Genomic DNA, 21954 nt, shown 5'->3' with positions numbered 1-21954 from the left:
GCTCAGTGGCCCAGGTAGGCGGCCTGGACGCGCTCGTCCGAGGCGAGCGCCGAGGCGGTGCCGTCGAGCGCGACGCTGCCCGATTCGAGAACGTAGGCGCGGTCGGCGAGCTGCAGCACCTGGTGGGCGTTCTGCTCGACGATCAGCACGCCCACACCGCGATCGCGGATGGCGTTGACGGCGTGGAAGACGTCCCAGGTGAGCTTCGGCGAGAGCCCGGTCGAGGGTTCGTCGAGCATGAGCAGACGTGGCGCTCCCATGAGAGCGCGGGCGATGGCGAGCATCTGCTGCTGACCGCCCGACATCGTCTCGGCGAGCTGCTGGCGTCGCTCGCGCAGGATCGGGAACAGGTCGAGGATCTCGTCCTCCGAGAACCCCGTGCGCCCCTTCTTGCCCCAAGCGCCCATGCGCAGGTTGTCCTCGACGGTGAGCGAGCCGAAGAGCGCGCGGTGCTCGGGCACGAGCATCAGGCCGCGCTGCGCGACCAGGTGGCTGCGTCCGTAGCCGACGGCGCCGCCGTCGAAGCGGACCGAGCCGCCCTGCTGCTTCACCTCGCCGGCGATGGTCTTCAGTGTCGTCGACTTGCCGGCGCCGTTCGCCCCGACGATCGCGACGACCTCTCCGGCGTCGACCGAGAGCGAGATCCCGTGGAGGATCTCCAGTCCGTGGTAACCCGCACGCAGGTCGTCGATCTCAAGCAGCATCGCCGTACTCCTTACCGAGGTAGGCCTCGATGACTCGGGGATCTTGCAGAACGTCGTCGACCGAGCCCCGCGCGATGACGGCTCCCTGGTCCATCATCACGACGCGGTCGCTGAGTCGGCGGACGGCGGTCATGATGTGCTCGATGAAGAGCATCGTCACGCCCTCCTCGCGCCGCAGCTCGTCGAGCAGGTCGAGCACGGGAGTGCGCTCGGACGGCACCAGACCAGCCAGCACCTCGTCGAGCAGCAGCACTCGCGGACGCATCGCGAGGGCGCGGGTGAGCTCGAGACGCTTCTGGACCGCCGTCGGGAGCGAGCCCGACTCGGCATCCGCCCACGACCACAGGCCGGTGCGATCGAGGAGCGTCGCCGCCTCGTCACGCGCCGCGCGCTCGGGCCGCACCCCGCGGCTCTGCACCGCGATCGTGACGTTCTCGAGGGTGGTCATCGTGTGGAAGGGCCGCATCAGCTGGAACGTCCGCACGAGCCCCGAGCGTGCGAGCACGTGCATCTTCGCGCCGGTGATGTCGCGCCCGTCGAGCGTGACCCGCCCCGAGTCGGGCGGGAAGGCGCCCGTCACGCAGTTGAACAGCGTCGTCTTGCCGGCGCCGTTCGCGCCGATGATCCCGACGATCTCGCCCTCGTCGACGGAGATGTCGACGTCGCGCAGCGCGTGCAGGCCGCGGAACGACTTGTTGATGCCCTGAATCTCGAGAAGGGTCACTTCTTCTTCACCACCCAGTTCTTGACGGTGCCGTAGACGCCCTTGGGGAGGAGCAGGACGCAGGCGATGAGGATGACGGCGTAGATGAGGATGTCGAGACCGCCGTGGCCCTGGAGGAACGACAGCGCCTCGGGAGGGTGACGGAGGAAAGCGGCGACGGCATCCGAGAGCGGCGCCATGACGACGGCTCCGATGACGGGACCCCAGACGGTCGCGACCCCGCCCACGACGGCCGTGATGATCGCGTTGTTCGAGACGTGGGCGCCGAACGCGAGCTCGGGATCGATGAACATGTAGTACTGCAGGTAGAGCGTGCCCGCCGCGGCCGTGATGGCGGCGGAGAGAGCGACGGTGGTCAGCTTGTACCGCAGCACGTTGGCGCCGATGGCCGCCGCCGCCAGGTCGTCGTCGCGCGATGCCAGGGTGAAACGACCCGTGCGGCGACGCAGGAACTCGATGACGACGACGAGTGCCAGCACGACCATGCCCACGCCGATCCACCAGTAGTTCGGCGAGCCGACGGGGAACTGGAACATCGCCCAGTCGTCGCCGCGCAGCACGGGGACGGTGAAGCCGACCGTGCGGTTGAGCGCGTCGTTGCCGACGACGAACAGTCGCAGCATCTCGGCGAAGGCGAACGTCGACAGCGCGTAATAGGCACCGGTCAGCTTGTAGCGCAGGGCGAGGAAGCTGATGCCCACGGCTGCCGCTGCTGCCAGGGCCATCCCGGCGATCAGGCCGATCCACGGACTCACACCGAAGTCGACGAGCAGCACGGCCGTGACGTACGAGCCGATGCCGAAGTAGGCGGCGTGACCGAAGCTGAACATTCCGCCGAAGCCGCTCATCATGTTCCAGCCGATCCCCATGAGGGCGAAGATCAGCACGCGCATGGCGACGGCGAGCTCCGCAGCGGGAAGGACGAAGGGCAGGGCGACCCCGACGACCGCCAGCACCCCGAGGGCGACGTAGTGACGGAAGGTCGTGCGACGGTGCAGAGGGATACGCGGTGCGAGCAGGTGAGCACCCGTGGTGAAGTCGGGCGCCGTCGGGCGCGCGGGGGTGGCGACGGTCATGCGGTCCTCCCGAAGATTCCGCGGGGCTTGGCGAAGAGCACGATGAGGAAGACGACGAACACGGCCAGCAGCGGTGACTGGCCGGGCAGGATCAGCCCGCCCAGCTGCTCGGTGAGGCCGACGATCAGCCCGCCGACGAGCGCACCGGGGACGTTGCCCATGCCGCCGAGGACCACGACGACGAACGCCGTCAGGTTGAACACCGACCCGGCTGTCGGTTCGATCGTGGTGAAGGGAGCAACCAGCGTGCCGGCGGCTCCGGCTGCGGCCGCGCCGAGCGCGAAGGTGAGGATGTAGATCCCCTTGATGTCGATGCCCACCAGGCGGGCGCCCTCGGGGTTCGCGGCGACCGATCGGACCGCCGTGCCGACCGGGGTGCGCTGCAGGATGAGCCACAGGGCCGCGACGAGGACCAGCGCACCGACGAAGGCGTAGATGCGGCTCAGGTCGACCGTCGCGCCGAGGATCGGAACACCGGTGTTGCCGGGCAGCTGGACCGAGAGCGGGTTGGGGCCGAACACGAGCAACAGGATGTTCTCGATCGCCAGCGCCAAGCCGATCGTGATGAGCAGCTGGGTGTGGATGGGGGCGCGCATGATCGGGTTCAGCAGACCCGCCTGCGTCACCGCGCCGAGCAGGAACATCGTCGGAACGGTGATCAGCAGCGTCGCGTAGGGGTGCATCCCGGTGAGGTTCACCAGCACGTATGTGAGGTACATCGCCAGAGCGACCATGGCCCCGTTGGCGAAGTTGATGATGTGGAGCACCCCGTAGACGAGGGTGAGTCCCATGGCGACCAGGCTGTAGATGCCTCCGGTCAGCAGTCCCGTCACGAGCGCCTGCGCCAGCACGGTCGGGCTGCCCGAGATGAACCCGGCCACCACGGCCGCGAGGGCGAGCACCCCGAGGGTCACGACCAGAGCGCGCGGCGAGGGGCCGTTGTAGCGGCGGTTGCGGACGGGCTTCTCGCCGGCCGGGGCGGTGGGCGGGGACGCCTGGATCGTCATGAGACTCACTCCTCGCTGTCAGCGGACGGGGGCCGGGTAGACGAGCGGCTGCTGAGCCAGGGCCGCCGGGTAGACCTGGGTGACTGCGCCGCCGAGCACCTGCATCGTGACGACCGAGGCGTTGACGTTCTGTCCCGTCTCATCGAACGAGACGGGACCGTCGTTGACGACGTGCGGCTCGTAGGTCGTGGCGGCGATCGCATCACGGATGTCGGCGGGGTCGGCGCTCCCGGCGGCGTCGATCGCTTCGGCGATGAGCGTCACGGCGTCGTAGGTGAGCATCGCGCTCGTCCGCATCGGCTCGCCGAACTCGGCTTCGAACGCCTCGGCGACCGCGACCGCCTCATCGTTGGTGGCATCCCACCGGTAGTTCGCGTCGAAGTAGTTCTCACCCCCGTTGGGGGCGTCGGCGGTGAACTGCACCTGGTCGTATCCGCCGTTGGCGACACCGAACACGGCGTCGAGATCGGGGGCGATGGAGCTGACAGCGCGAGCGATCGCGAGGCTGTCGTTGTAGTAGCCCGAGACGGCGAGCACGTCGGCGCCGGCGGCTGCCACCTGCTGCACCTGGGTCGACAGGTCGCTCGACGAGGGGTCGTAGCTGATCGCCGGTTCGACCGTGATGCCGTACTCCTGGGCCTTCGCAGCGAACGCCTCGTAAGCCGAGGCGCCGAAGTTCCCCTGCTCGTAGAGGTAGCCGACCTTGGTCACCGGGGTGCCCGCGGCCTCGGCGATCTCGGACAGATAGGTCGCGCTCTGCTCGCCCATCATGCTCGCCGACGGCTGGATGCGGAACGAGTTGGTGTAGCCCTGCTCCAGGATCGAGTCGAGTGCCGACACGTCCATGACGAACGGCACGCCGTTGCGCTCGGCGACCGAGGCGATGTTCGCGCTCGTCGCGCTCTGGTACGAACCGACGAGCGCCGCGGCGCCCTCCTGGATGAGACGCGTCGCCTCGCTCTGCCCGGTCTCCGGCTCGCCGCGGGTGTCGGCCGCCTCGAGGACGAGCTTCGCGCCGCCGAGGGATTCGATGCCGCCGGCGTCGTTGATCGCGTCGACGGCCATCTGTGCGGCGTTGCTCATCTGCTGGCCGTCGACCGCGTTCGAACCGCTGAGCGGGTGGAGGGCTCCGATGACGATCTCCTCGGGTGCCTCGCCCGAGGATGCTGCCTGGCTTGCTCCGACGGCGGATCCGGCACAGGCCGCGAGCGTGACGCTGCCGACGGCGAGAGCGGTCACGGCGAGCGTGAAGCGACTCGTGGTTTTCAACTCGACTCCTTGGAGGGTGGTGTTCCGTCTGATGGAGCTGTTTCGGTGACCGGAACGTTCGGGTTAGTCCCTGACTGGGATGTATGCGACGGTATGCCTCGGATATGCGGCGCCAGTTGCCCGCGTGTATCCGGAATGTTTCGTCTCGCCCGAATCGGGCATCTGGCGTTCCGTTCAGTGAAACGTGGCCGTACGCTTCTGCGCAGAGCGTGCCGGACGCTCATCCACGCGAGGAGAGTGCGCCATGGCCGATACTGCCCCGTCGACGACATCCCGGGTCGCCGAGGTGCTGATGTCGTTCACCGACGCGACCGCGCCGCTGGGCGTCTCGCAGATCGCGAGGTCGTGCGACCTGAGCAAGGCGGTGGTTCACCGCATCCTGCAGTCCCTCGTCGCATCGGGACTCGTCGACTACCTGCCCGACACTCGCCGCTACTGCCTCGGCCCAGCGGCGGTCGCCCTGGGTCAGACGGCAGCCGCGGGCAGCCGGCTGTACTCCGCGGGGATGCCGGCGATCTCGCACCTGGCCAATCAGACCGGCGAGACCACGACGCTGACGGCCCGCCACGGACATGGACGGCACTACATCGGCCTCGTGGAGAGCATCAACCCGATCCGCATCAGCGTGCGCATGAGAGACCATGTTCCGCTGTGGTCGGGAGCGAGCGGCATCAGCATCCTGGCGTTCATGGACCCGGTCGACATCGACTACGTCCTGAGCCAGGAGCGGCACGCGTACACCGAGGCGACCGTCATCGACGAGACGATGATCCGAGACCGTCTGGCCGAGACCCGCGAGCGCGGGTGGGCGCATACCGCGGGCGAGCGCGTGCGGATGTCGAGCAGCGTCGCCGCCCCGATCTTCGACCGTGATGGCAGCCCGGCCGGTTCTCTCTCGGTCGCCTACCTCGTCGACCGACTCGGCGACACCCAGCACCACGACCTCGCGCAGCTCGTGCTGGCCGCCGCCCGCGACGCGACCGCGAGGTTGCAGGGGGTCTGACCTCCCGCGCGGCAGCGAGGACGCGCATCCGCAGGGTCCGGAGCCCCCGACACCGTGCAGACGTGCACCCTCGCGCCTTCAGGGCCGCGCGACCGGGCTGATCACCAACTCGTCGATACGCACGTGCGGGGGCGCATCGATGACGAAGCGCACCGTTCGCCCGATGTCGTCGGGAGTCAGCATCCGCTCGCGGGCGTCCGCATCCGGCACTTCGGGCCGGAGGCTCAGGAACTCCGTGTCGACGTCGCCCGGGCACAGGTGGCACGCGCGGATGCCGGCGGCAGCCTCCTGCGCGTTCAAGGTCTCGCAGACAGCGGCGAGCGCGCGCTTGCTGGCGCTGTAGGCGACACCCGCGACGGGCGAAAAACGCCAGGCTGCGATCGACGACACCACGACGACGACGGCCGAACCGGATGCCCGGAGGTCCGGGAGCGCTGCGTCGATCACGTGGATGACGCCGTGGAGGTTCGTGTCGATGACCTGTTCGACCTCGCTGACCGACTGGTTCTCCCACGTCCGCCGCGGCGAGTTGAGGCCGGCGGCGAGGACGAGCTCGTCGATGCGGCCCCACCGATGACGGATCTCGTCACGCGCCGCACTCACCGCGCCCGTGTCCCGGGCGTCGAACGGCAGCACGATCGCCTCGCCGCCCGCATCCGCGACCTCGCGCGCCGTCTGGGCGAGCATGTCGTGGCGCCGTCCGCTGAGCGCGAGACGCCGGTCGGGGGCCAGGGCCAGCGCGGCGGCGCGGCCCATCCCGCTGCCGGCGCCGGTGATCCATGCGACGCGTCGCTGGGAGGCGACGGTGGACGTCATGCCCGGGCCGCCATCTCGTACGCGCGCTGGGGGAACTGGGTCGCGAACTTGCCGCCGCTCACATCGAGCAGCGTGCCCGTGACGTAGCGCGAGGCATCGCTCGCGAGGAAGCAGACGGCGTCCGCCACCTCGCGCGGGTCACCCCAGCGCCGCAGCGTGAGCGTGTCGAGCAGGCGACGCTGGTCATCGTGCGGCTTGTCGGCGAAGCCGTTCATGTCGGTGGGGATCATGCCCGGAGCGTACGCGTTGGCAGTGATCCCCCAGGGGCCCAGTTCTCCCGCGAGTGTTCTGGTGAACTGGACGACAGCGGCCTTGGATGCCGCATAGGCCGCACCGCCGACACTGGGGATGATGGCCGCGAACGAGGCCGCGTTGACGATGCGGCCCCCGCCCTGCCGCTTCATCGCGGGGATGACCGCATGGCAGGTGCGGAACGTGCCGGTGACGTTGACGTCGAAGACGCGGTTCCAGGTCTCGGCATCGGCGTCCTCGATGAGCCCGTCACCCAGGATGCCGGCGTTGTTCACCAGCACGTCGACGCGTCCGAACCGGCTCAGCGCAGCATCCACGGCCTGCCGCACCGAAGCGGACGACCGCACGTCGCACGCCAGCGAGGCACCGTCGAGTTCCGCGTCGCGGCGTGCGTCGTCGGCCCAGGCCACCGCATCTTCGGCGATGTCCGTCGCGACGACGACGGCGCGCTCGCGCATGAACGTCTCGGCGATGGCGCGGCCGATGCCGCGACCCGCTCCGGTGACGACGACGACCTTGCCGTCGAGATCCCACTGCATCGTGCTCTCCTCCGATCGGGGCCGCGCCTACGCGGCTCTCCTCGATGATGTCGCAGCGCGGCGGCGTTCGGCACCGACGAGCGACACGACGACGAGCCCGGGCGCGATCACGATGAGGGGCGGCAGCATCCATACGACGGTCGTGCTCACCCCGAGGCCCACCAGCACCAGCGATGTTCCGATCGGGTCGTCGACGACGATGCCGCGCCCCTCCCGCCAGAGGTCGATCCACCGCGCACCCGGCGTCCAGAGCGCCGCGGTTCGCAGCATCGCGACGGCGACCACGACCGCCAGTCCGCCGCTGATGATCGCGAAGACCGTCCCGCCGGGAAGCGCCCCCTGTGCCGCCCCGACCGCGTTCAGGGCGAGGAGCGCGATGACCACGGCGCAGGCCGCACCGAACCACCAGCCCGAACGCACTGCCTGGAGGCCGCGCAGAGCGAAGAGTCGGATCGAGTCGGGCTCGTCGTCGAGGTGTGCGCGGAAGTGCTGCACCCCTGCGCCGAAGGCCGGAGCCAGGGTCACGAGCGGCAGCGACAGGAGCGTCACCCCGATGCCGACCACGAACATCTCGCCGAACCCGGCGACGCCCGAGCCGCCGAAGACCGCGCGGCTCTCGGGCGATCCGTCTGTCCTGCGCGCGGAGGTCATCCCTTGAGCCCCTCCGTCGCGACGCCCGCCACCAGGTACCGCTGGAAGGCGAGGAAGAACAGCACCACGGGCACCAGGGCGAGGATCGCCATAGCCATCTGTGCGCCGTAGTCGCTGGTCGAGGTCTGGTCGACGTAAAGGCGCAGAGCCAGCGGCATCGTGTACATGCCCGGATCCTTGAGGTACAGGAGCGGCCCGAAGAAGTCGTTCCACGACCAGATGAACGCGAAGATCGAGCTCGTGACGAGCGCGGGTCGCATGAGGGGCAGGATGACGGCGGTGAAGGTGCGCGCATGGCCGGCGCCGTCGATGCGCGCGGCCTCGTCGAGATCGCGCGGCAGACCCCGGATGAACTGGATCATGAGGAACACGAAGAAGGCGTCGGCCGCGAGGAACTTCCCCAGCAGCAGCGGCCAGTAGGTGTTGATCATGTCGAGCTGATTGAACACGATGTACTGCGGAATGATCACGACGTGGAACGGCAGGAGCATCGTCGCGATCATGCACAGGAAGAAGACCTTGCTGCCGCGGAAACGGATGCGGGCGAACGCGTACGCCGTGACCGAGCACGAGAGCACGACCCCGACGACCGAGGCGACCGCGAGGATGAGGGAGTTCACGACGAACGTCCAGAACGAGACTCCCCCGATGCCGGCGAAGGCGGTCGCGTAGTTCTCGAGGGAGAAGCTCTCCGGCACGAGACTCACCGAGCCGATGATCTCGTTGCCCGGCTTGAACGACGACATCACCATCCACGCCGCCGGATAGAGGATGACGACGAGCACGGCGATCGCGAGCACGTGGAAGACCGCTGCGCTCCCCCGCCTGCGCCAGCCCCGCCCTCCCGCGTGCTCGCGGCCGCGTCGCCGCGACGACGAGTCGGTCGTGATGAGCTCGGTCTGGGCGATCGTGTTCGTCATCGTTCGTCCCCCGCATAGTGAACCCACGCCCGCGATGTGCGGAACAGCATGAGCGTGACCAGCCCGACGGCGATCACGAGCACCCAGGCCATCGCCGAGGCGTAGCCCATCTGGAAATCTCGGAATCCCCGCAGGTAGAGGTAGAGCGTGTAGAAGAGCGTCGATCCGGCCGGCCCACCGCTGCCGTTGGAGATGATGTAGGCCGAGTTGAACACCTGGAAGGCGTGGATCGTCTCGAGGAGCAGATTGAAGAAGAGCACGGGCGACAGCATCGGGATCGTGATCGAGAGGAACCGGCGCACCGGTCCGGCGCCGTCGACGGAGGCCGCCTCGTACAGCTCGGGCGGCACCTGCTTCAACCCCGCGAGGAAGATCACCATCGGCGCGCCGAACTGCCACACCGTCAGCAGGATGAGCAGCGGCAGCGTGCGCGCCGGGTCGCCCACCCATCCGCCCTCCGAGGCGGGTGGCCCGCCGAAGAACGAGCCGATCTGCGCGACGATGCCGTCGTCGATGAACATCGCCTTCCACACGATCGCGATCGAGACGCTGCCGCCGATCAGCGAGGGCAGGTAGAACGCCGACCGGTAGAACCCCTGGCCCCGGCGCGGTGCGTTCAGCAGCAGCGCCACACCGAGCGCGGCAACGAGCTTCAGCGGCGTACCGACCAGCACGTAGATCCCGGTGACCTTGACCGCCTGCAGGAAGTTCGGGTCGGAGAACATGCGCGTGTAGTTGTCCACGCCGATGAACTCGGGATCGTTGAACAGGTTGTAGTCGGTGAACGACAGCACGAGCGAGGCGACCATCGGCCCCGCGGTCAGGGCGAAGAACCCGATGAGCCACGGGCTCAGGAAGAGATAGCCGGCACGCGTCTCGCGTCGAGCCCGCACGGTCGAGCCCGCACGAACCGGGACGACGGCTGCAGCAGTCATGGCTTGTTCCTTTCTCCTGCGAACCGGCGTCTCGGCCGTACGGCAGGGTCGTGCGGAGCGGTCAGGAGCCGAGCACCAACGAGATCTCCGAGAACAGCTCCTGCGCGAACTGCTTCGTGGTCAGGTCGCCGTACCTCAGCTGCTCGTGCAGCTCTCCCCACTTGGCCTCGATGGTGCCGTAGCCCGCGGGGAGGATCGGGTAGCTCGCCGTCAGCTCATCGTCGATGGATGCGAGGTAGTCGAGGTTGACGGTGTCGGCTGCGGTCTGATCGATCGCATCACGTCCAGCCTCCGTGGGCGGTGTGCCGAGCGACGTACCGAAGATCGTCGCGACCTCGGGCGAGGTGGTGAGGAAGTTCACGAAGGCAGCAGCGGCCTGCTGCTGGTCGGAGTTCTTCGCCACGCTCAGCAGCATGCTCGGCTTGGGCGCGAGCACATGCTCGTCCTGGCCCTTCTCGAGCGGCGGCTGCACCATGCCGATGTTCTCGGTGCCGGCATCCGTCATGCCCTGCAGCACCGTCGTCGAGAAGTTGAACCAGATCGCCGTCTCACCGGCGAGGAAGCCCCCGCTGGGCGAGAGGGCGACGCTGCGCTCGACGGGGTAGAAGTCGCCGTCGTCGCGGAGGTCGGCGGCAGAGTCGAGGTACTCGATCACATCGTTCTCGTCGAACGCGGGCGCACCGTTCTCCTCGAAGACCGGGTTGCCGTCCTGCATGAGGTGGTAGATGAAGTTCGGGAGGCCGCCCGTGTAGTCCTCCGCCCCGTAGATCCGGGGTTCGGATGACGCTCCCGCCGCGTTGACCTCGAGGACGAAGTCGTTGAACTCGTCCCAGGTCATGTCGTCGGTCGGATAGTCGATGCCGAACGAGTCGAGGATGTCCTTGTTGTACATCATCGACCAGGCGTTCGTGCCCAGCGGGACGCCGACGAGTTCGTCGTCGACCGTTCCCGATCCCAGCACCTGATCGTTGACGCCGTCGAGCGGGAGCAGTGAGTCGCGGTAGGGCGAGAGATCGGCGAGCAGACCCTTGCTGGCGTATTCGCCGAGGTAGCCGGCATCCATCATCACCACGTCGGGAAGCGACTTTCCCGCCGCCTCGGTGTTGCGCGCAGTCCAGTAGTCGCCCCAGGCGTTGAAGTTGCGCACCACCTCGACGTTCGGGTACTGCTCGTTGAAGAGCGCCACGACCTCTTCGAAGCGGGCGGCACGGTCTTCGTTCCCCCACCACGAGAAGCTGATCTTCGCTGCGGTCTGGTCGTCGAAGGTGATCTCCTCGGGGGCGGCGTTCGAGCCGCTTCCCGTGCCGCAGCCGGCGAGCAGAAGTGCTGCGGCTCCGACGAAGGCGAGCGATGCGGGCAGTCTCTTGATCATGGTTCCTCCTCATTGAGCGGGCATGGGCCCGGGGTGTCGATGGCGGTGGCCGGCCGAGAGCCGGCCGAGATCAGTCGGTGTCGGTTCCCTGGACGAGTGAGCGAATCGTCTCGACGGGCAGCTTGGGTTCCCGGGCTTCGGTGAGCAGGCCGTTCCGCTCCTGCATGGTGTCGGTGAGCTGCGTCCAGCACCAGCCGGCGAGCCCGTCGGGTCGGCCGGCGAAGCCTCGCGTGCCCGACTGCACCGCGCGGAGGATCGCCGCGACCATCCGGCCGTACTCCTCGGCGCCGCGCGCTTCGGAGTAGCCCCAGGAATCATCCGGGCTCGCATCAGCCGCCCACTTCACCCCGCCGAACTCGGTCAGCATGACCGGCTGTCCGCTGTCGGTCGTTCCGGGCAGACGCACGCGGCGACCTGCCGGGCCGATGCCCGAGACGAGTTTGCGCAGCTCGACCGCGTCGACGTCGTAGCGGCGGGCGAGGATGCCGCCGTCCGCCTCGTAGTCGTGCAGGGTCCACAGGTCGGAGGTACCGAGCTCCCACCCGTCGTTGGAGATGACGGGCCTGGTGGGGTCGAGCGCCTTCGTCAGGTGGAACAGCGCTTCGGCGAAAGCCCGCTGATCCGAGCGCGAGGCGATGTGCTGCACGCCCCAGCTCTCGTTGAGCGGCACCCACGTGATGATGCTGGGGTGCGCCCGGTCGCGGAGCACGGCTTCCGTCCACTCCGCGGTCGTCCGCTGCACGGCTCGCTCGTCGAACGTGTACGTCGCGGCCATCTCGCCCCACACCAGGAGTCCGAGCCGGTCCGCCCAGTACAGGAACCGGTCGTCCTCGACCTTCTGGTGCACGCGCACCGAGTTGAAGCCGAGCTCGGCGATCAACTCGGCCTCGCGTCGCAGTGCGTCGGGCGAGGGGGCCGCGAGGTGAGACTCGGGCCAGTACCCCTGACTGAGAACCGACCGCAGCGTCACCGGGCGGTCGTTGAGCAGCAGCGCGCCGTCGCTCCAGGAGACGCTGCGCAGACCGAGGTAGCTCGCGACGGCATCCGTTCGTCCGCCGTCATCCGTCAGTTCGATCCAGGCGTCGAGCAGGGTGGGCCGGTCGGGGCTCCAGAGCAGGCGTTCGTAGTTCTGACCGTTTCGCTGTCCGTCCAGGGCGATCGTCAACGTCGCCCTCGTGCCGCTCGTCCGCATCGTCGCAGCGGCGAGTTCCCGCCCCTCGTGCGCGATCCGGATGCTCGCGCTCGCGCGACCGGGCCGGCTCAGTCGGAGCTCGAGGGTCACCGTGCCGTCAGTGAGGTCGTTGGTCCAGTTGAGCGCGGTGATGTGCTGCGGCGCGACGGACTCGAGCCACACCGACTGCCAGATCCCCGTCGTGCGGTGGTACCAGATCGAGTGGGGCTGTTCCTCCCAGTCCTGCTTCCCTCGAGGCTGCGCGAGGTCGTGCGGGTCGTCCTCGGCGCGCACGACGATGACATGCTCGCGAGCGTCACCGTCGAGCGCGTCGGTGATGTCGACGGCGAAGGGGGTGTGGCCGCCCTCGTGGCTGCCGACCATCTGCCCGTCCACCCAGACGGTGGCCCGATAGTCGACGGCACCGAAGCGCACGATCGCACGCTGCTCCGACCGGTGTCCGGCGGCGGCGAGGTCGGCGTCGGTCAGCGTCCGGCGGTACCAGACGATCGGATGGAACCCCGTCTCGCCGACGCCCGAGGCCGGCGACTCGGGCGGGAAAGGCACGAGGATGCTGCCGGCCAGGTCACGGCCGTCGAACCACCGCTCGGCGACGCCTCGGTCGTCATCGTCGTGAGCGAACCCCCACTCCCCGTCGAGCAGGAGGAACGAGTCGCGCACGAGCTGCGGACGCGGCCGCGCCGGTTCGAGCGTGCTCGCACGCACCGTGTCGGGCTCTCGACCGGCATCCTGCTCCACTGCATTGACTCCCTCTGCCGGCATCGATGCCGGCGTTGTCGCTGACCCGCCCGCAGACGGGATGGAAACCGCTTTCCGTTCCACGTTGAACTACACGATAGTTCCACGCTGAACTAGAGTCAACAGCGACCCTCGGAACTGCTCGACAGGAGCCTGCATGACCCGCGTCACACTTGCCGACGTCGCCGCTCGTGTCGGTGTGAGCGCGAAGTCCGTCTCCAACGTCGTGAACGGAACGGGATGGGTCGGCGACGAGATGCGACGGCGCATCCTCGCTGCGATCGACGAGCTCGGATACCGACCGAACCTCGCCGCAAGGCAACTGCGGAACGGGCGCAGCGGACTGATCGCGCTCGTCCTCCCCGATCTGCGAGAGCCCTACTTCGCCGAGTTCGCGTCGCAGTTCGTCACCACCGCGCAGACCCGGTCATTGACGGTTCTCATCGCGCAGACGGGCGGCGCCCGTGCCGCGGAGCTGGCGATGATGGCCGGCGAGGGCTTCCCCGCGCTCGACGGGATCGTGATGAGTCCGCTAGCCCTGACCGCCGACGATGTGCGCGACCGGCCGAGCGTTCCTCCGCTCGTGCTGATCGGAGAGCAGGCCGAAGAGCTCGTGAACCCTTCGGTACATCACGTCGGCATCGACAACGTCTCGGCGGCGGCAGCAGCCACCACGCAGCTCATCGAGCAGGGGCGACGTCGCATCGCCGCGGTAGGCGTGCAGGAAGCCGGGCCCACTGCCACCTCTCGACTCCGATTCGAGGGGTACCGGCGAGCGCTGGCCGCAGCGGGCATCGCCGACGACCCGGCGCTGTACGCCTCGGTCGATCAGTTCAACCGCGCCGAAGGGTCGACGGCAGTCGCACGCCTTCTCGCGAGCGGAACCGATGTCGATGCGTTGTTCTGCTTCAGCGACAGCCTCGCCCTCGGCGCGCTGTACACCCTCGGCACCCACGGCATCTCCGTGCCGGACCGCGTGCAGGTCATGGGCTTCGACGACATCGAAGAGGGGCGCTTCCACATCCCCGCGTTCTCGACCGTCGACCACGGCGTCGAGCAGGCGGCGGCGTCGATCCTCGACATCCTGAGCGACGCGACCACGCAGGCCGGCGTGCACCATCAAGTGCCGTACCGCGTGATCACCCGCTGACCCCGCCCACCGAGGTCCCACTTCGGCCGGGAATCCCGGCTCGGTAACCGGCCCAACCGGGACCTCGCATGCGAAGGATGCAGGGGGCCCGGCGGATGCAGCGAGGGTCAGGGAGCGGCGGCGAGGATGCGTTGCGCAGCCTTGACCATCGCGATGTCGATGAAGGTGCCGTCGTCGAGCACGAACGCGCCCGTGCCGTCGGCGGCCGCCGTGCGCACCCGCTCGACGATGCGCCGCGCGCGCTCCACCTCGTCGGCGTCGGGGGTGAAGACCCGCCGGATCACCTCGATCTGCCGCGGATGGATGGCCGTCCGCCCCGCGTAGCCGAGCGCACGACCGACCCGGCAGCTCGCCTCCAGGCCCTTGACGTCGGCGACGTCCGCCCACACCGCCATGAGCGGCAGCGGCAGACCGGCCGCCGCCACGGCGTTCACGACCCGCGCGCGCGACCACGCGAGCCCGGGCTCCCCCTCACGCCCGGCGGGCACGCCGATCTCCGCGCGCAGGTCGGCCTCGCCCACCGCGACCGACGCGACCCCGGCCTGCGCGATCTCGAACGCCCGCTCGATCGCGAGCGCCGACTCGAGCAGGGCATGGATCTCGCGCCCGGGTGCGGCGGCTCGGACCGCCGCGACGTCATCCGCCGACTGCGTCTTCGGAAGGCGCATGCCGAACGCCGCGGGCAGATCCGCGACAGCAGCGACGTCCTCGTCGTGCGTCCGTGCGCCCCGAGCGTTCACCCTGACCTGCACCGCCGGCGCGGCAGCCCCTCGCGACGCCCACGCCTCGGCGAACTCGGTGAGCGACGCGCGCGCCCGCGCCTTGCGGGAGGGCGCGACGGCGTCCTCGAGGTCGACGATGACGGCATCCGCTCCCGCATCCAGCGCCTTCTCGAAGCGCTCGGGGCGGTCGGCGGGCGCATACAGCGCGACCACGATCGGGCGGGTCATGCGACCGATCCCTCGGCACGCATGCGGGCGATGTCGTCGTCGGTGTAGCCGAGCGAAGCGAGCACCTCGGCGGTGTCGGCGCCGTGAGCCCGGCCGGTGAACGCGATCGTCGACTCGTCGCGCGACATCCGGAACAGCGGCCCCTGCATGGCCATGTCGCCGAGGTCGGGGTCGTGGATGCGGTGGACCGTGCCGAGCGCCCGGAACTGCGGGTCCGCGACGATGTCGGAGGGGTCGTACACCGGGGCGACCGCGGCCTGCGCCGCTTCGAACGCCTCGATCACCACGTCGCGCGTGCGCTGGGCGATCCAGCTGCCGACGGCCTCGTCGAGCTGGTCGGCATGCTGCGCCCGGCTCGACCCGCTCGCGAACCACGGCTCGGCGGCGAGGTCGGGGCGGCCGACGAGGGTCATGACCCGCTCGGCGATCGACTGCGCGCTCGTCGACACGGCGACCCACGAACCGTCGGCCGTGCGATACGTGTTGCGCGGCGCGTTGTTCGCCGATCGATTGCCGGTGCGGGGCTGCACGGTCGCGAGCTGATCCCAGCGCGTGATCTGCGGGCCGAGCATCGCGAGGATCGGCTCGATGATCGCGACATCCACCTCCTGCCCGCGGCCGTCGCGGTCGCGGGCGTGCAGCGCGGTCATGATCGCGTAGGCGGTCGCGAGTGAAGCGATGCCGTCGGCGAGGCCGAACGGAGGAAGGGTCGGCGGCCCGTCAGGCTCGCCCGTTGCGGCGGCGAACCCGCTCATCGCCTCGGCGAGCGTGCCGAATCCGGGGCGACTGCGGTACGGCCCGATCTGCCCGAATCCGGTGACGCGGGCGAGTACGAGGCCGGGGTTCTCGGCAGACAGCTCGTTGTACCCGAGTCCCCAGCGTTCGAGGGTTCCGGGGCGGAAGTTCTCGACCACGACGTCCGCGGTGCGGGCCAGGCGCAGGAACGCCTCGCGCCCGTCGGCGGTGTGCAGGTCGATCGCGACGGTCCGTTTGTTGCGGCCGAGCGTCTTCCACCACAGGTTCTGGCCGTCCTTGCTCGGACCGTGACCACGTGCCGGGTCGGGCTTGGTCGGATGCTCGACCTTGACGACCTCGGCTCCCATGTCGCCGAGGTGCATCGCCGCCATCGGGCCGGCGAAGAGGGTCGAGGCGTCGATGACGCGCAGTCCGTCGAGCGGGGTCACGAGCGGTCCTCCCAGCAGACGCGGAATCCGATCGAGGGCGACGCGTCCTGGCCGAGTCCCGGCAGGAGAAGCTTGGCCGAGAACTCCGGCGTCTGCACGCCGCCGTCGAAGTACCAGTCCGAGCCCTCGCTGCGGTGGGCGCTGCCGCCTTTGAGCATGACGAAGCGGGTGCGGCCGTCGGAGTGCTCCGACTCCGTCCAGTTCCACACCTCCGGCGTGCGCCGCCGGAACGACGGATCGGATGCCGCGAGCTGCCACTCGTCCTCGGTGGGGAGACGTCCGCCGACCCATGCGGCGTACTCCCGGGCCCGCGCGAAGGTCACCCGCGTCGCCGGACGCTCGGGGTCACGGGCCTCCGCGTCTTCGCCGATCGCGTCGAGGAACCGCGCGTACTCGGCCTCGGTCACCTCGGCCGCCCCGACGCGCACGGGATGCCGCACCTCGACGACGCGTTCGAGCGTCCGCTGATCGTGCAGGCGGGGCGGCAGCGGCTTCCACTCGTCGACGTAGGGTGCGCCCTCGTACATCCCGGTCTCGCGCGCACGGAACCGCACCGTGAGCAGGTGCGTTCCGGGCGTCACCGTCACCGTCTGGACCTCATCCCGCACGCCGGTGTCGCGCACCGGCCCGGCCCACGCCGGAGCGGTGAGGCGCCGAGCTCGGCGGTGCGGGAACGACCCGTCCGCCACCGGCGGCTCATCGCGCAGCGCGGCCTTCACCTCGGCGACGACCGGCGGCACGTCGGAGTCCGCCGTGTCCGCGGCATCCCCGGCCATTCGGACTGCGGCGGCGACGCCACCGGCCGGCACCGTCACCGATGAGACCCGATCGCCGGGCTCGTGCAGCGGCACCCACCGGCCCCCCGACTCGAGCTCGAACTCGACGTCGGCGCCCGACGTGTTGACGAGGCACAGCAGCGTCACCCCGTCGAGCTCGAACGCCGACCCGAATACCGGCGCGTCGTGCACGGCAAGAGGCGTCCACTCCCCCTCGACCAGCCAGCGGTGCATGCCGCGCTGCACGGGCAGCATCCGCCGAAGGGTCGCGGCGTCGCGGTCGCTCCACCCGACCCAGACGCCGAAGACGACCTCCCACACCATCACGCCGACGCCGTTGAGCCATGCCGAGCGCAGCTCTTCTGCGTGGTGGCGGTGCCACCGGCGGATGTGGTGCTGCATGTGTCGGCGCTCGAACCACCGGGCGCGCAGCACGCCGGGCACCTCCGAGTCGGCGAACCACTGCGCCCACGACAGGGTGTGGTCGGCGATGCGCTCGGTCGCGAGCTTCGACTCGCCCTCCAAGCCGATGCCCGGGCGCGCAGCATCCAGGGCCGCGACGAGATCGGGGTCGGCCTTCCGCAGCGTGTCGAGGAAGACGCCGTCTGCGCCGAGGCGCCGCACCGTCGCGGCGAGCTCCGCGGCGTCGCCTCCCGAGCGCCGCGTGCCGACGTCCCACGGGTTGTAGTCGACGAACACGGCCACACCGGCGGCGCGCAGCGCCTCGGCGGCTTCGACGAGCCCCGGCACGGCGTAGAAGTCCCACTGGTTGCGGTCGTCGATGCCGATGACGGGGTAGGCGTGCCACAGCACGATCCCGTCGAGACCGCCGAACCGGCGCTGCGCGTCGGCGATGAAGCGTTCCGGCGTGAAGCGCTGCTCGTCGAAGTCGAAGAACAGCTCGTCCCAGAGCCAGACCTGGGCGACCATGAAGCACCGGCTCGCCCACGCGGACTCGGGCTGTTCGTAGCGGGTCGGCACGCCGTGCCGTTCGCGAGCGCCTTCGCGCCACGTCGTCAGCTGGGCACGCCATGCACCGAGGTCGGCCGGATCCGTCGGCGCGACGAAGATCTTCGCGTCGTCGAGCACGACCGCGGCGTCGCCCGAGCGCACGTCGGCATCGAGCGTCACCGGCGTCGGGCGGTCGATCTCGCGCGGGACCAGGGGATCGAATCCGCCGCTCACGGTCGGTTCTCCTTCCGGAAGGCGGCGACCTCGTCGGCTGTGGGCACCGCGTCCTGCGCACCGGGGCGCGTGACGGCAAGGGCGGATGCCGCAGCACCGGCGCGCGCGGCATCCGCGAGCAGACCGAGATCGACGGCGTCGGGGCGGCGTCCGGAGGCGGCGAGCGCGGCGGCCAGCACACCGCAGAAGGTGTCGCCGGCGCCCGTCGTGTCGACCGGCGTCACGACATGGGCCGGCACCTCGGTGCGCTCGTCACCGCAGACGACCAGGCAGCCGCGAGAACCGAGCGTGACGACGAGTCCGCGCACCGTGCGGGCGAGGTCGGCGATGGCCTCGTCGAGGTCTCCGACGCCCGCCGCCTCGAGGGCCTCGTGCTCGTTCACGACCAGCACGTCGGTCGCCGCGAGCAGTTCGTCGCGGCGGGCGGCGAAGGGTGCGGACGGCGCCGCGTTCAGCACGTGCCAGGCTCCCTCGCCCCGGGTCGCTGCGGCGTCGCGTACCAGAGCCACCGGAATCTCGAGCTGCGTGAGCAGAACCGAGGCCGAGGCGACGACGGCGCGTTGCGCGTCGCTCAGGGAATCGCGCGCGGCATTGGCCCCGGCGGCGACGACGATCGCGTTCTCGCCCGATGCATCGACCGAGATGAGCGCTGTTCCGGTCACCTCGTCGACCTGCACCACTCCCGAGACGTCGATGCCGTCGGCCTCGAGCGCCGTGCGCAGCGCCTCGCCCACGGCATCCGTTCCCACCGCGCCCACGAAGGCGACCTCCGCTCCCCCGGCACGCCGGGCGGCGACGGCCTGGTTCGCACCCTTCCCCCCGCCGGTCCGGACGAGCGACGATGCGAGCAGCGTCTCGCCGGGAGCGGGGATGCGGGCGACGCGGGCGACGACGTCCTGGTTGATGCTGCCGACGACGACGACGCTCACGAGGTTCCCTCCGCGAGCGCGACCGTCCGCTCGGCGAGCTCGCGGATCGATCGCTGCGGTCCGCCGGGCATCGAGGTCGCGATGCTGTCGTTCAGGGGCGCCGTCCACGCGGGCCCGATGTCATCGGCACCGACAAGGCCGCCGACTACCGAGCCGACCGTGGCGCCGACCGAGTCGGTGTCCCAGCCGCCGGCGACGGCGAGCGCGACGGCGGCACCGAAGTCGCGATCGTGGGCCTGCAGCGCACAGGCGGTGAGCGCGGCGTTGTTCAGCGTGTGCACCCAGTGCATCCCGGCGAACTCGCCATGCAGGGCGTCGAGCGCACCCGCCGTCGTGAGCTCGCGCGTGGCGAGCGCTCGGCCGGTCTCGCGTCCGAACCGTACGGCCGCGGCCAGGCGGGAGGCGGGCGGCACGACGGTGTCGGCGGCATCCAGCACGGCATCCGTCGAGTCGGCGACGAGGGATGCCGCGCAGAGAGCGGCCGCCCACATGGCGCCGTACAGGCCGTTGCGGGTGTGGCTGAGCCGCGCATCGATCCACGCCGAGTGGGCCGCGGCCCGGACATCGCCGGGGTGCGCCCACCCGTGCACGTCGGCGCGGATGAGGGCGCCGATCCACTCGCGGAACGGGTTGCGGTGGGTCGCGGTCTCGGGCACCGGCCGCGCGTCGAGGATGTTGCGGTACGCAGCGCGTTCGGCGGTGAACACCCGCCCCGCCGGCAGGGCCGCGAGCCAGGCCTCGGCGACATCATCGGTCGTCAGCGCGGAGCCGTGCCGCTCGAGCAGGTCGAGGGCGAGGAGCGGGAAGTTCAGGTCATCGTCCTCGGGCATCCCGGCGATGTTCTCGACGAGCGAGGTCGGGGCGGAGCGGCGGTTCCAGGGCCAGCGCTCCGCGACATCGGCGGGCAGGCCGCGCGCGGTGAAGTAGCCGCTGATCGGCCAGTTTCCCGTGGCACGTGCGATCTGCTCGATGCCTTCGCGCGGGATCTTCTCGACCGGCTTGCCGAGCAGGCACCCCGCCGACCGGCCCAGCCACGCGCCGTGTACGCGATCGAACGCGGCGCCGCGGTCAGCGCTCGGCTCGGGTTGCGCGGGAAGCAGTGCTTCGATCGCTTCCCACTCATCGGGTTCGTCAGCACTCGGGCGCTGCAGTCCCTGCAACTCATCGAGCACGCGACGGGCCGTCGCGCGCAGTTCGGCGGATGCCGGTGTCGCGCTGGCTCCGGAGGGAGCGAGGACCGTCGCTCCGCCGGCATCCGCCCAGCGCCGTTCGATCGCCGACAGCTCGTCGTCGGGCACCCCCTGCTCGCGCAGCGCCGCGAGTTCCGCCGGCACCAGGTCTTCGGGCTGAGCCCACGTCAGTCTCACGGCTCTGCCCCCACCGACAGCAAAGACGTCAGCGACTCTGCACGCGCGGCAGCCCGCTCGGCATCGGCACGGGCGACGTCGCGAACGACGTCGACCATCGTCGTGACGACGCCATCGAGGTCGAGGCGGCTCGCGGTCACGACCTCGCGCACCCACTCCTCGGGAACGGCAGCGCTGCCGTGGAGCCCACCGCAGATCGCGCCCGCCATCGTGGCGATCGAGTCGGCGTCTCGGCCGTAGTTCACCGCGTCCAGCACGGCGGCACGCAGGTCGCCGTCGTGAGCGACCACGAAGCCGAGCGCGACGGGGAGCTCCTCGATGGCCTTCGTCCGCGAGGGAAGACGCGCGTCCATGGCCGGTGACCGGTAGGCCTCGCCCACGGTGTCGAAGGGCCGCACCGCGTCGCGGATGATGCGACCGAGCTCACGCGGATCGTCGGATCCGCCGGCGGCACGGAAGGCGTCGACGGCCTCGAACACGGCGCGGATGGCGGCGGCGGTGCCGTCGTGCGCGACCTCCAGGACCGCCCGTCGAACGTCGTCGATCGTCGCTCCGGGAGTGGCGGATGCCGCGACGGCGGCCGCGAACACGCCAGCGGCCTCGCGACCGTACGACCATTGGTGCGCGCCGGTGATGTCGATGGCCTCGGCATACGCGCCGCGCGGGTCGCCGATGTGCACGAGGCCGACGGGGGCCATGTACATCGTCGCGCCGCAGTTGACGACGTTGCCGACGCCCGCCTCACGGGGGTCGGCGTGGCCGTAGTGCAGCTTCATGACGAGCCACTTCTCGGCGAGGAACACGCGCTGCAGGATGAGCGCTTCGTCTTCGAGCTCGGGGATCCAGCGGCGCTCGCCCATCATGAGGGGCACGAGATCGCTCGCGACGTCGTACGCGTCGAGGTGCCGGCGCTGCTTGGCGTACACCTCGATGAGCGCGTGGGTCATGAGGGTGTCGTCTGTGACGTGTCCGTCGCCCTTATGGTACGGCGCGATGGGGCGAGCCGTGCGCCAGTCGGGCAGGAAGGGACCGACGATCCCCTCGACACGTCCGCCGTGCCGCTCCTCGATCTGCTCCGGGGTCCAGCCCTCCGTCGCACCGCCGAGCGCATCGCCCACGGCGGCTCCCGCCAGTACTGCTGCCACCCGATCGTGCAACACGTCCATTACGTCCCTCTCTTCGTTCGAGCGTGTGAGGCGGGGGCGGATCGGATCG

Annotated in this window: 20 protein-coding genes; 2 read left to right on the top strand and 18 right to left on the bottom strand. The window is 70.1% G+C overall.

Annotated elements, in window-relative coordinates; genetic code table 11:
* Window positions 1-2 precede the first annotated feature (2 nt).
* The 5 genes from C3481_RS09775 to C3481_RS09755 are packed head-to-tail and all read right to left on the bottom strand — an operon-like array spanning window position 3 to window position 4780.
* Complete coding sequence (locus C3481_RS09775) at window positions 3-704, bottom strand: ABC transporter ATP-binding protein (RefSeq protein ID WP_023953530.1); 702 nt, start codon at window positions 702-704, stop codon at window positions 3-5.
* The gene (locus tag C3481_RS09770; RefSeq protein WP_064955320.1) at window positions 694-1428 is read right to left on the bottom strand and encodes an ABC transporter ATP-binding protein; all 735 of its coding nucleotides are present in this window, start codon (window positions 1426-1428) and stop codon (window positions 694-696) included. The genes C3481_RS09775 and C3481_RS09770 overlap by 11 nt, the downstream gene beginning before the upstream one ends.
* Entirely contained in the window at window positions 1425-2504 is a 1080-nt protein-coding gene (locus tag C3481_RS09765) for a branched-chain amino acid ABC transporter permease (RefSeq protein ID WP_103841869.1), read from the bottom strand. Before C3481_RS09765 ends, C3481_RS09770 begins: the two co-directional genes overlap by 4 nt.
* Window positions 2501-3511, bottom strand: coding sequence for a branched-chain amino acid ABC transporter permease (locus C3481_RS09760; protein ID WP_064955319.1), 1011 nt, complete (start codon window positions 3509-3511; stop codon window positions 2501-2503). The genes C3481_RS09765 and C3481_RS09760 overlap by 4 nt, the downstream gene beginning before the upstream one ends.
* An 18-nt stretch (window positions 3512-3529) precedes the next feature.
* Window positions 3530-4780, bottom strand: coding sequence for an ABC transporter substrate-binding protein (locus C3481_RS09755; RefSeq protein ID WP_064955318.1), 1251 nt, complete (start codon window positions 4778-4780; stop codon window positions 3530-3532).
* Window positions 4781-5024: 244 nt separating this feature from the next.
* Between C3481_RS09755 and C3481_RS09750 the strand changes: the two genes are divergently transcribed.
* Window positions 5025-5783, top strand: a complete 759-nt coding sequence (locus tag C3481_RS09750; protein WP_103841866.1) for an IclR family transcriptional regulator — start codon at window positions 5025-5027, stop codon at window positions 5781-5783.
* A gap of 78 nt (window positions 5784-5861) precedes the next feature.
* Here the strand turns inward: C3481_RS09750 and C3481_RS09745 are convergent, their stop codons facing one another.
* The 7 genes from C3481_RS09745 to C3481_RS09715 form a co-directional block, all read right to left on the bottom strand.
* Entirely contained in the window at window positions 5862-6599 is a 738-nt protein-coding gene (locus C3481_RS09745) for an SDR family oxidoreductase (protein WP_103841864.1), read from the bottom strand.
* On the bottom strand, window positions 6596-7390 hold the full coding sequence (locus tag C3481_RS09740; protein ID WP_064955311.1) for an SDR family NAD(P)-dependent oxidoreductase: 795 nt from the start codon (window positions 7388-7390) through the stop codon (window positions 6596-6598). The genes C3481_RS09745 and C3481_RS09740 overlap by 4 nt, the downstream gene beginning before the upstream one ends.
* 27 nt (window positions 7391-7417) lie before the next feature.
* Window positions 7418-8041 carry a hypothetical protein gene (locus C3481_RS09735; RefSeq protein WP_103841862.1) on the bottom strand — a complete coding sequence of 208 codons (624 nt, stop codon included), beginning with the start codon at window positions 8039-8041 and terminating at the stop codon, window positions 7418-7420.
* Entirely contained in the window at window positions 8038-8961 is a 924-nt protein-coding gene (locus C3481_RS09730; protein WP_103841860.1) for a carbohydrate ABC transporter permease, read from the bottom strand. The genes C3481_RS09735 and C3481_RS09730 overlap by 4 nt, the downstream gene beginning before the upstream one ends.
* Window positions 8958-9896, bottom strand: coding sequence for a carbohydrate ABC transporter permease (locus C3481_RS09725; RefSeq protein ID WP_023953505.1), 939 nt, complete (start codon window positions 9894-9896; stop codon window positions 8958-8960). Before C3481_RS09725 ends, C3481_RS09730 begins: the two co-directional genes overlap by 4 nt.
* A gap of 61 nt (window positions 9897-9957) precedes the next feature.
* Complete coding sequence (locus tag C3481_RS09720; protein WP_023953503.1) at window positions 9958-11268, bottom strand: ABC transporter substrate-binding protein; 1311 nt, start codon at window positions 11266-11268, stop codon at window positions 9958-9960.
* Between the two features lie 70 nt (window positions 11269-11338).
* Complete coding sequence (locus C3481_RS09715; protein WP_103841857.1) at window positions 11339-13222, bottom strand: glycoside hydrolase family 2 protein; 1884 nt, start codon at window positions 13220-13222, stop codon at window positions 11339-11341.
* A gap of 133 nt (window positions 13223-13355) precedes the next feature.
* Here C3481_RS09715 and C3481_RS09710 point away from each other — a divergent pair, with 133 nt between their 5' ends.
* Window positions 13356-14348 carry a LacI family DNA-binding transcriptional regulator gene (locus C3481_RS09710; RefSeq protein ID WP_071918861.1) on the top strand — a complete coding sequence of 331 codons (993 nt, stop codon included), beginning with the start codon at window positions 13356-13358 and terminating at the stop codon, window positions 14346-14348.
* Window positions 14349-14455: 107 nt separating this feature from the next.
* Here the strand turns inward: C3481_RS09710 and C3481_RS09705 are convergent, their stop codons facing one another.
* The 6 genes from C3481_RS09705 to C3481_RS09680 are packed head-to-tail and all read right to left on the bottom strand — an operon-like array spanning window position 14456 to window position 21905.
* The gene (locus C3481_RS09705; protein ID WP_103841855.1) at window positions 14456-15298 is read right to left on the bottom strand and encodes a CoA ester lyase; all 843 of its coding nucleotides are present in this window, start codon (window positions 15296-15298) and stop codon (window positions 14456-14458) included.
* Window positions 15295-16482, bottom strand: a complete 1188-nt coding sequence (locus C3481_RS09700) for a CaiB/BaiF CoA-transferase family protein (protein WP_181021903.1) — start codon at window positions 16480-16482, stop codon at window positions 15295-15297. The genes C3481_RS09705 and C3481_RS09700 overlap by 4 nt, the downstream gene beginning before the upstream one ends.
* The gene (locus tag C3481_RS09695) at window positions 16479-18443 is read right to left on the bottom strand and encodes an SUMF1/EgtB/PvdO family nonheme iron enzyme (RefSeq protein WP_103841853.1); all 1965 of its coding nucleotides are present in this window, start codon (window positions 18441-18443) and stop codon (window positions 16479-16481) included. The genes C3481_RS09700 and C3481_RS09695 overlap by 4 nt, the downstream gene beginning before the upstream one ends.
* On the bottom strand, window positions 18440-19372 hold the full coding sequence (locus C3481_RS09690) for a ribokinase (RefSeq protein WP_103841851.1): 933 nt from the start codon (window positions 19370-19372) through the stop codon (window positions 18440-18442). The genes C3481_RS09695 and C3481_RS09690 overlap by 4 nt, the downstream gene beginning before the upstream one ends.
* On the bottom strand, window positions 19369-20739 hold the full coding sequence (locus tag C3481_RS09685; protein ID WP_103841849.1) for an ADP-ribosylglycohydrolase family protein: 1371 nt from the start codon (window positions 20737-20739) through the stop codon (window positions 19369-19371). The genes C3481_RS09690 and C3481_RS09685 overlap by 4 nt, the downstream gene beginning before the upstream one ends.
* Window positions 20736-21905: an ADP-ribosylglycohydrolase family protein gene (locus C3481_RS09680; protein WP_103841847.1), complete on the bottom strand. Its 1170-nt coding sequence runs from the start codon at window positions 21903-21905 to the stop codon at window positions 20736-20738. The genes C3481_RS09685 and C3481_RS09680 overlap by 4 nt, the downstream gene beginning before the upstream one ends.
* Window positions 21906-21954 lie beyond the last annotated feature (49 nt).

Origin of the sequence: Microbacterium sp. Ru50, from assembly GCF_002920555.1 — a bacterium.
GTDB lineage: Bacteria > Actinomycetota > Actinomycetes > Actinomycetales > Microbacteriaceae > Microbacterium > Microbacterium arborescens.
Note: the sequence above shows the minus strand (reverse complement) of the source record. Positions and strands in the feature narration are given on the sequence as shown.

What these genes read in the sequence shown, in the direction of transcription:
- C3481_RS09750 (WP_103841866.1), top strand. Translation starts at nt 5,025, where the DNA reads ATGGCCGATACTGCCCCGTCGACGACATCCCGGGTCGCCGAGGTGCTG.
- C3481_RS09775 (WP_023953530.1), bottom strand. Translation starts at nt 704, where the DNA reads ATGCTGCTTGAGATCGACGACCTGCGTGCGGGTTACCACGGACTGGAG.
- C3481_RS09710 (WP_071918861.1), top strand. Translation starts at nt 13,356, where the DNA reads ATGACCCGCGTCACACTTGCCGACGTCGCCGCTCGTGTCGGTGTGAGC.
- C3481_RS09735 (WP_103841862.1), bottom strand. Translation starts at nt 8,041, where the DNA reads ATGACCTCCGCGCGCAGGACAGACGGATCGCCCGAGAGCCGCGCGGTC.
- C3481_RS09705 (WP_103841855.1), bottom strand. Translation starts at nt 15,298, where the DNA reads ATGACCCGCCCGATCGTGGTCGCGCTGTATGCGCCCGCCGACCGCCCC.
- C3481_RS09730 (WP_103841860.1), bottom strand. Translation starts at nt 8,961, where the DNA reads ATGACGAACACGATCGCCCAGACCGAGCTCATCACGACCGACTCGTCG.
- C3481_RS09725 (WP_023953505.1), bottom strand. Translation starts at nt 9,896, where the DNA reads ATGACTGCTGCAGCCGTCGTCCCGGTTCGTGCGGGCTCGACCGTGCGG.
- C3481_RS09740 (WP_064955311.1), bottom strand. Translation starts at nt 7,390, where the DNA reads ATGCAGTGGGATCTCGACGGCAAGGTCGTCGTCGTCACCGGAGCGGGT.
- C3481_RS09720 (WP_023953503.1), bottom strand. Translation starts at nt 11,268, where the DNA reads ATGATCAAGAGACTGCCCGCATCGCTCGCCTTCGTCGGAGCCGCAGCA.
- C3481_RS09715 (WP_103841857.1), bottom strand. Translation starts at nt 13,222, where the DNA reads ATGCCGGCAGAGGGAGTCAATGCAGTGGAGCAGGATGCCGGTCGAGAG.
- C3481_RS09680 (WP_103841847.1), bottom strand. Translation starts at nt 21,905, where the DNA reads ATGGACGTGTTGCACGATCGGGTGGCAGCAGTACTGGCGGGAGCCGCC.
- C3481_RS09745 (WP_103841864.1), bottom strand. Translation starts at nt 6,599, where the DNA reads ATGACGTCCACCGTCGCCTCCCAGCGACGCGTCGCATGGATCACCGGC.
- C3481_RS09760 (WP_064955319.1), bottom strand. Translation starts at nt 3,511, where the DNA reads ATGACGATCCAGGCGTCCCCGCCCACCGCCCCGGCCGGCGAGAAGCCC.
- C3481_RS09765 (WP_103841869.1), bottom strand. Translation starts at nt 2,504, where the DNA reads ATGACCGTCGCCACCCCCGCGCGCCCGACGGCGCCCGACTTCACCACG.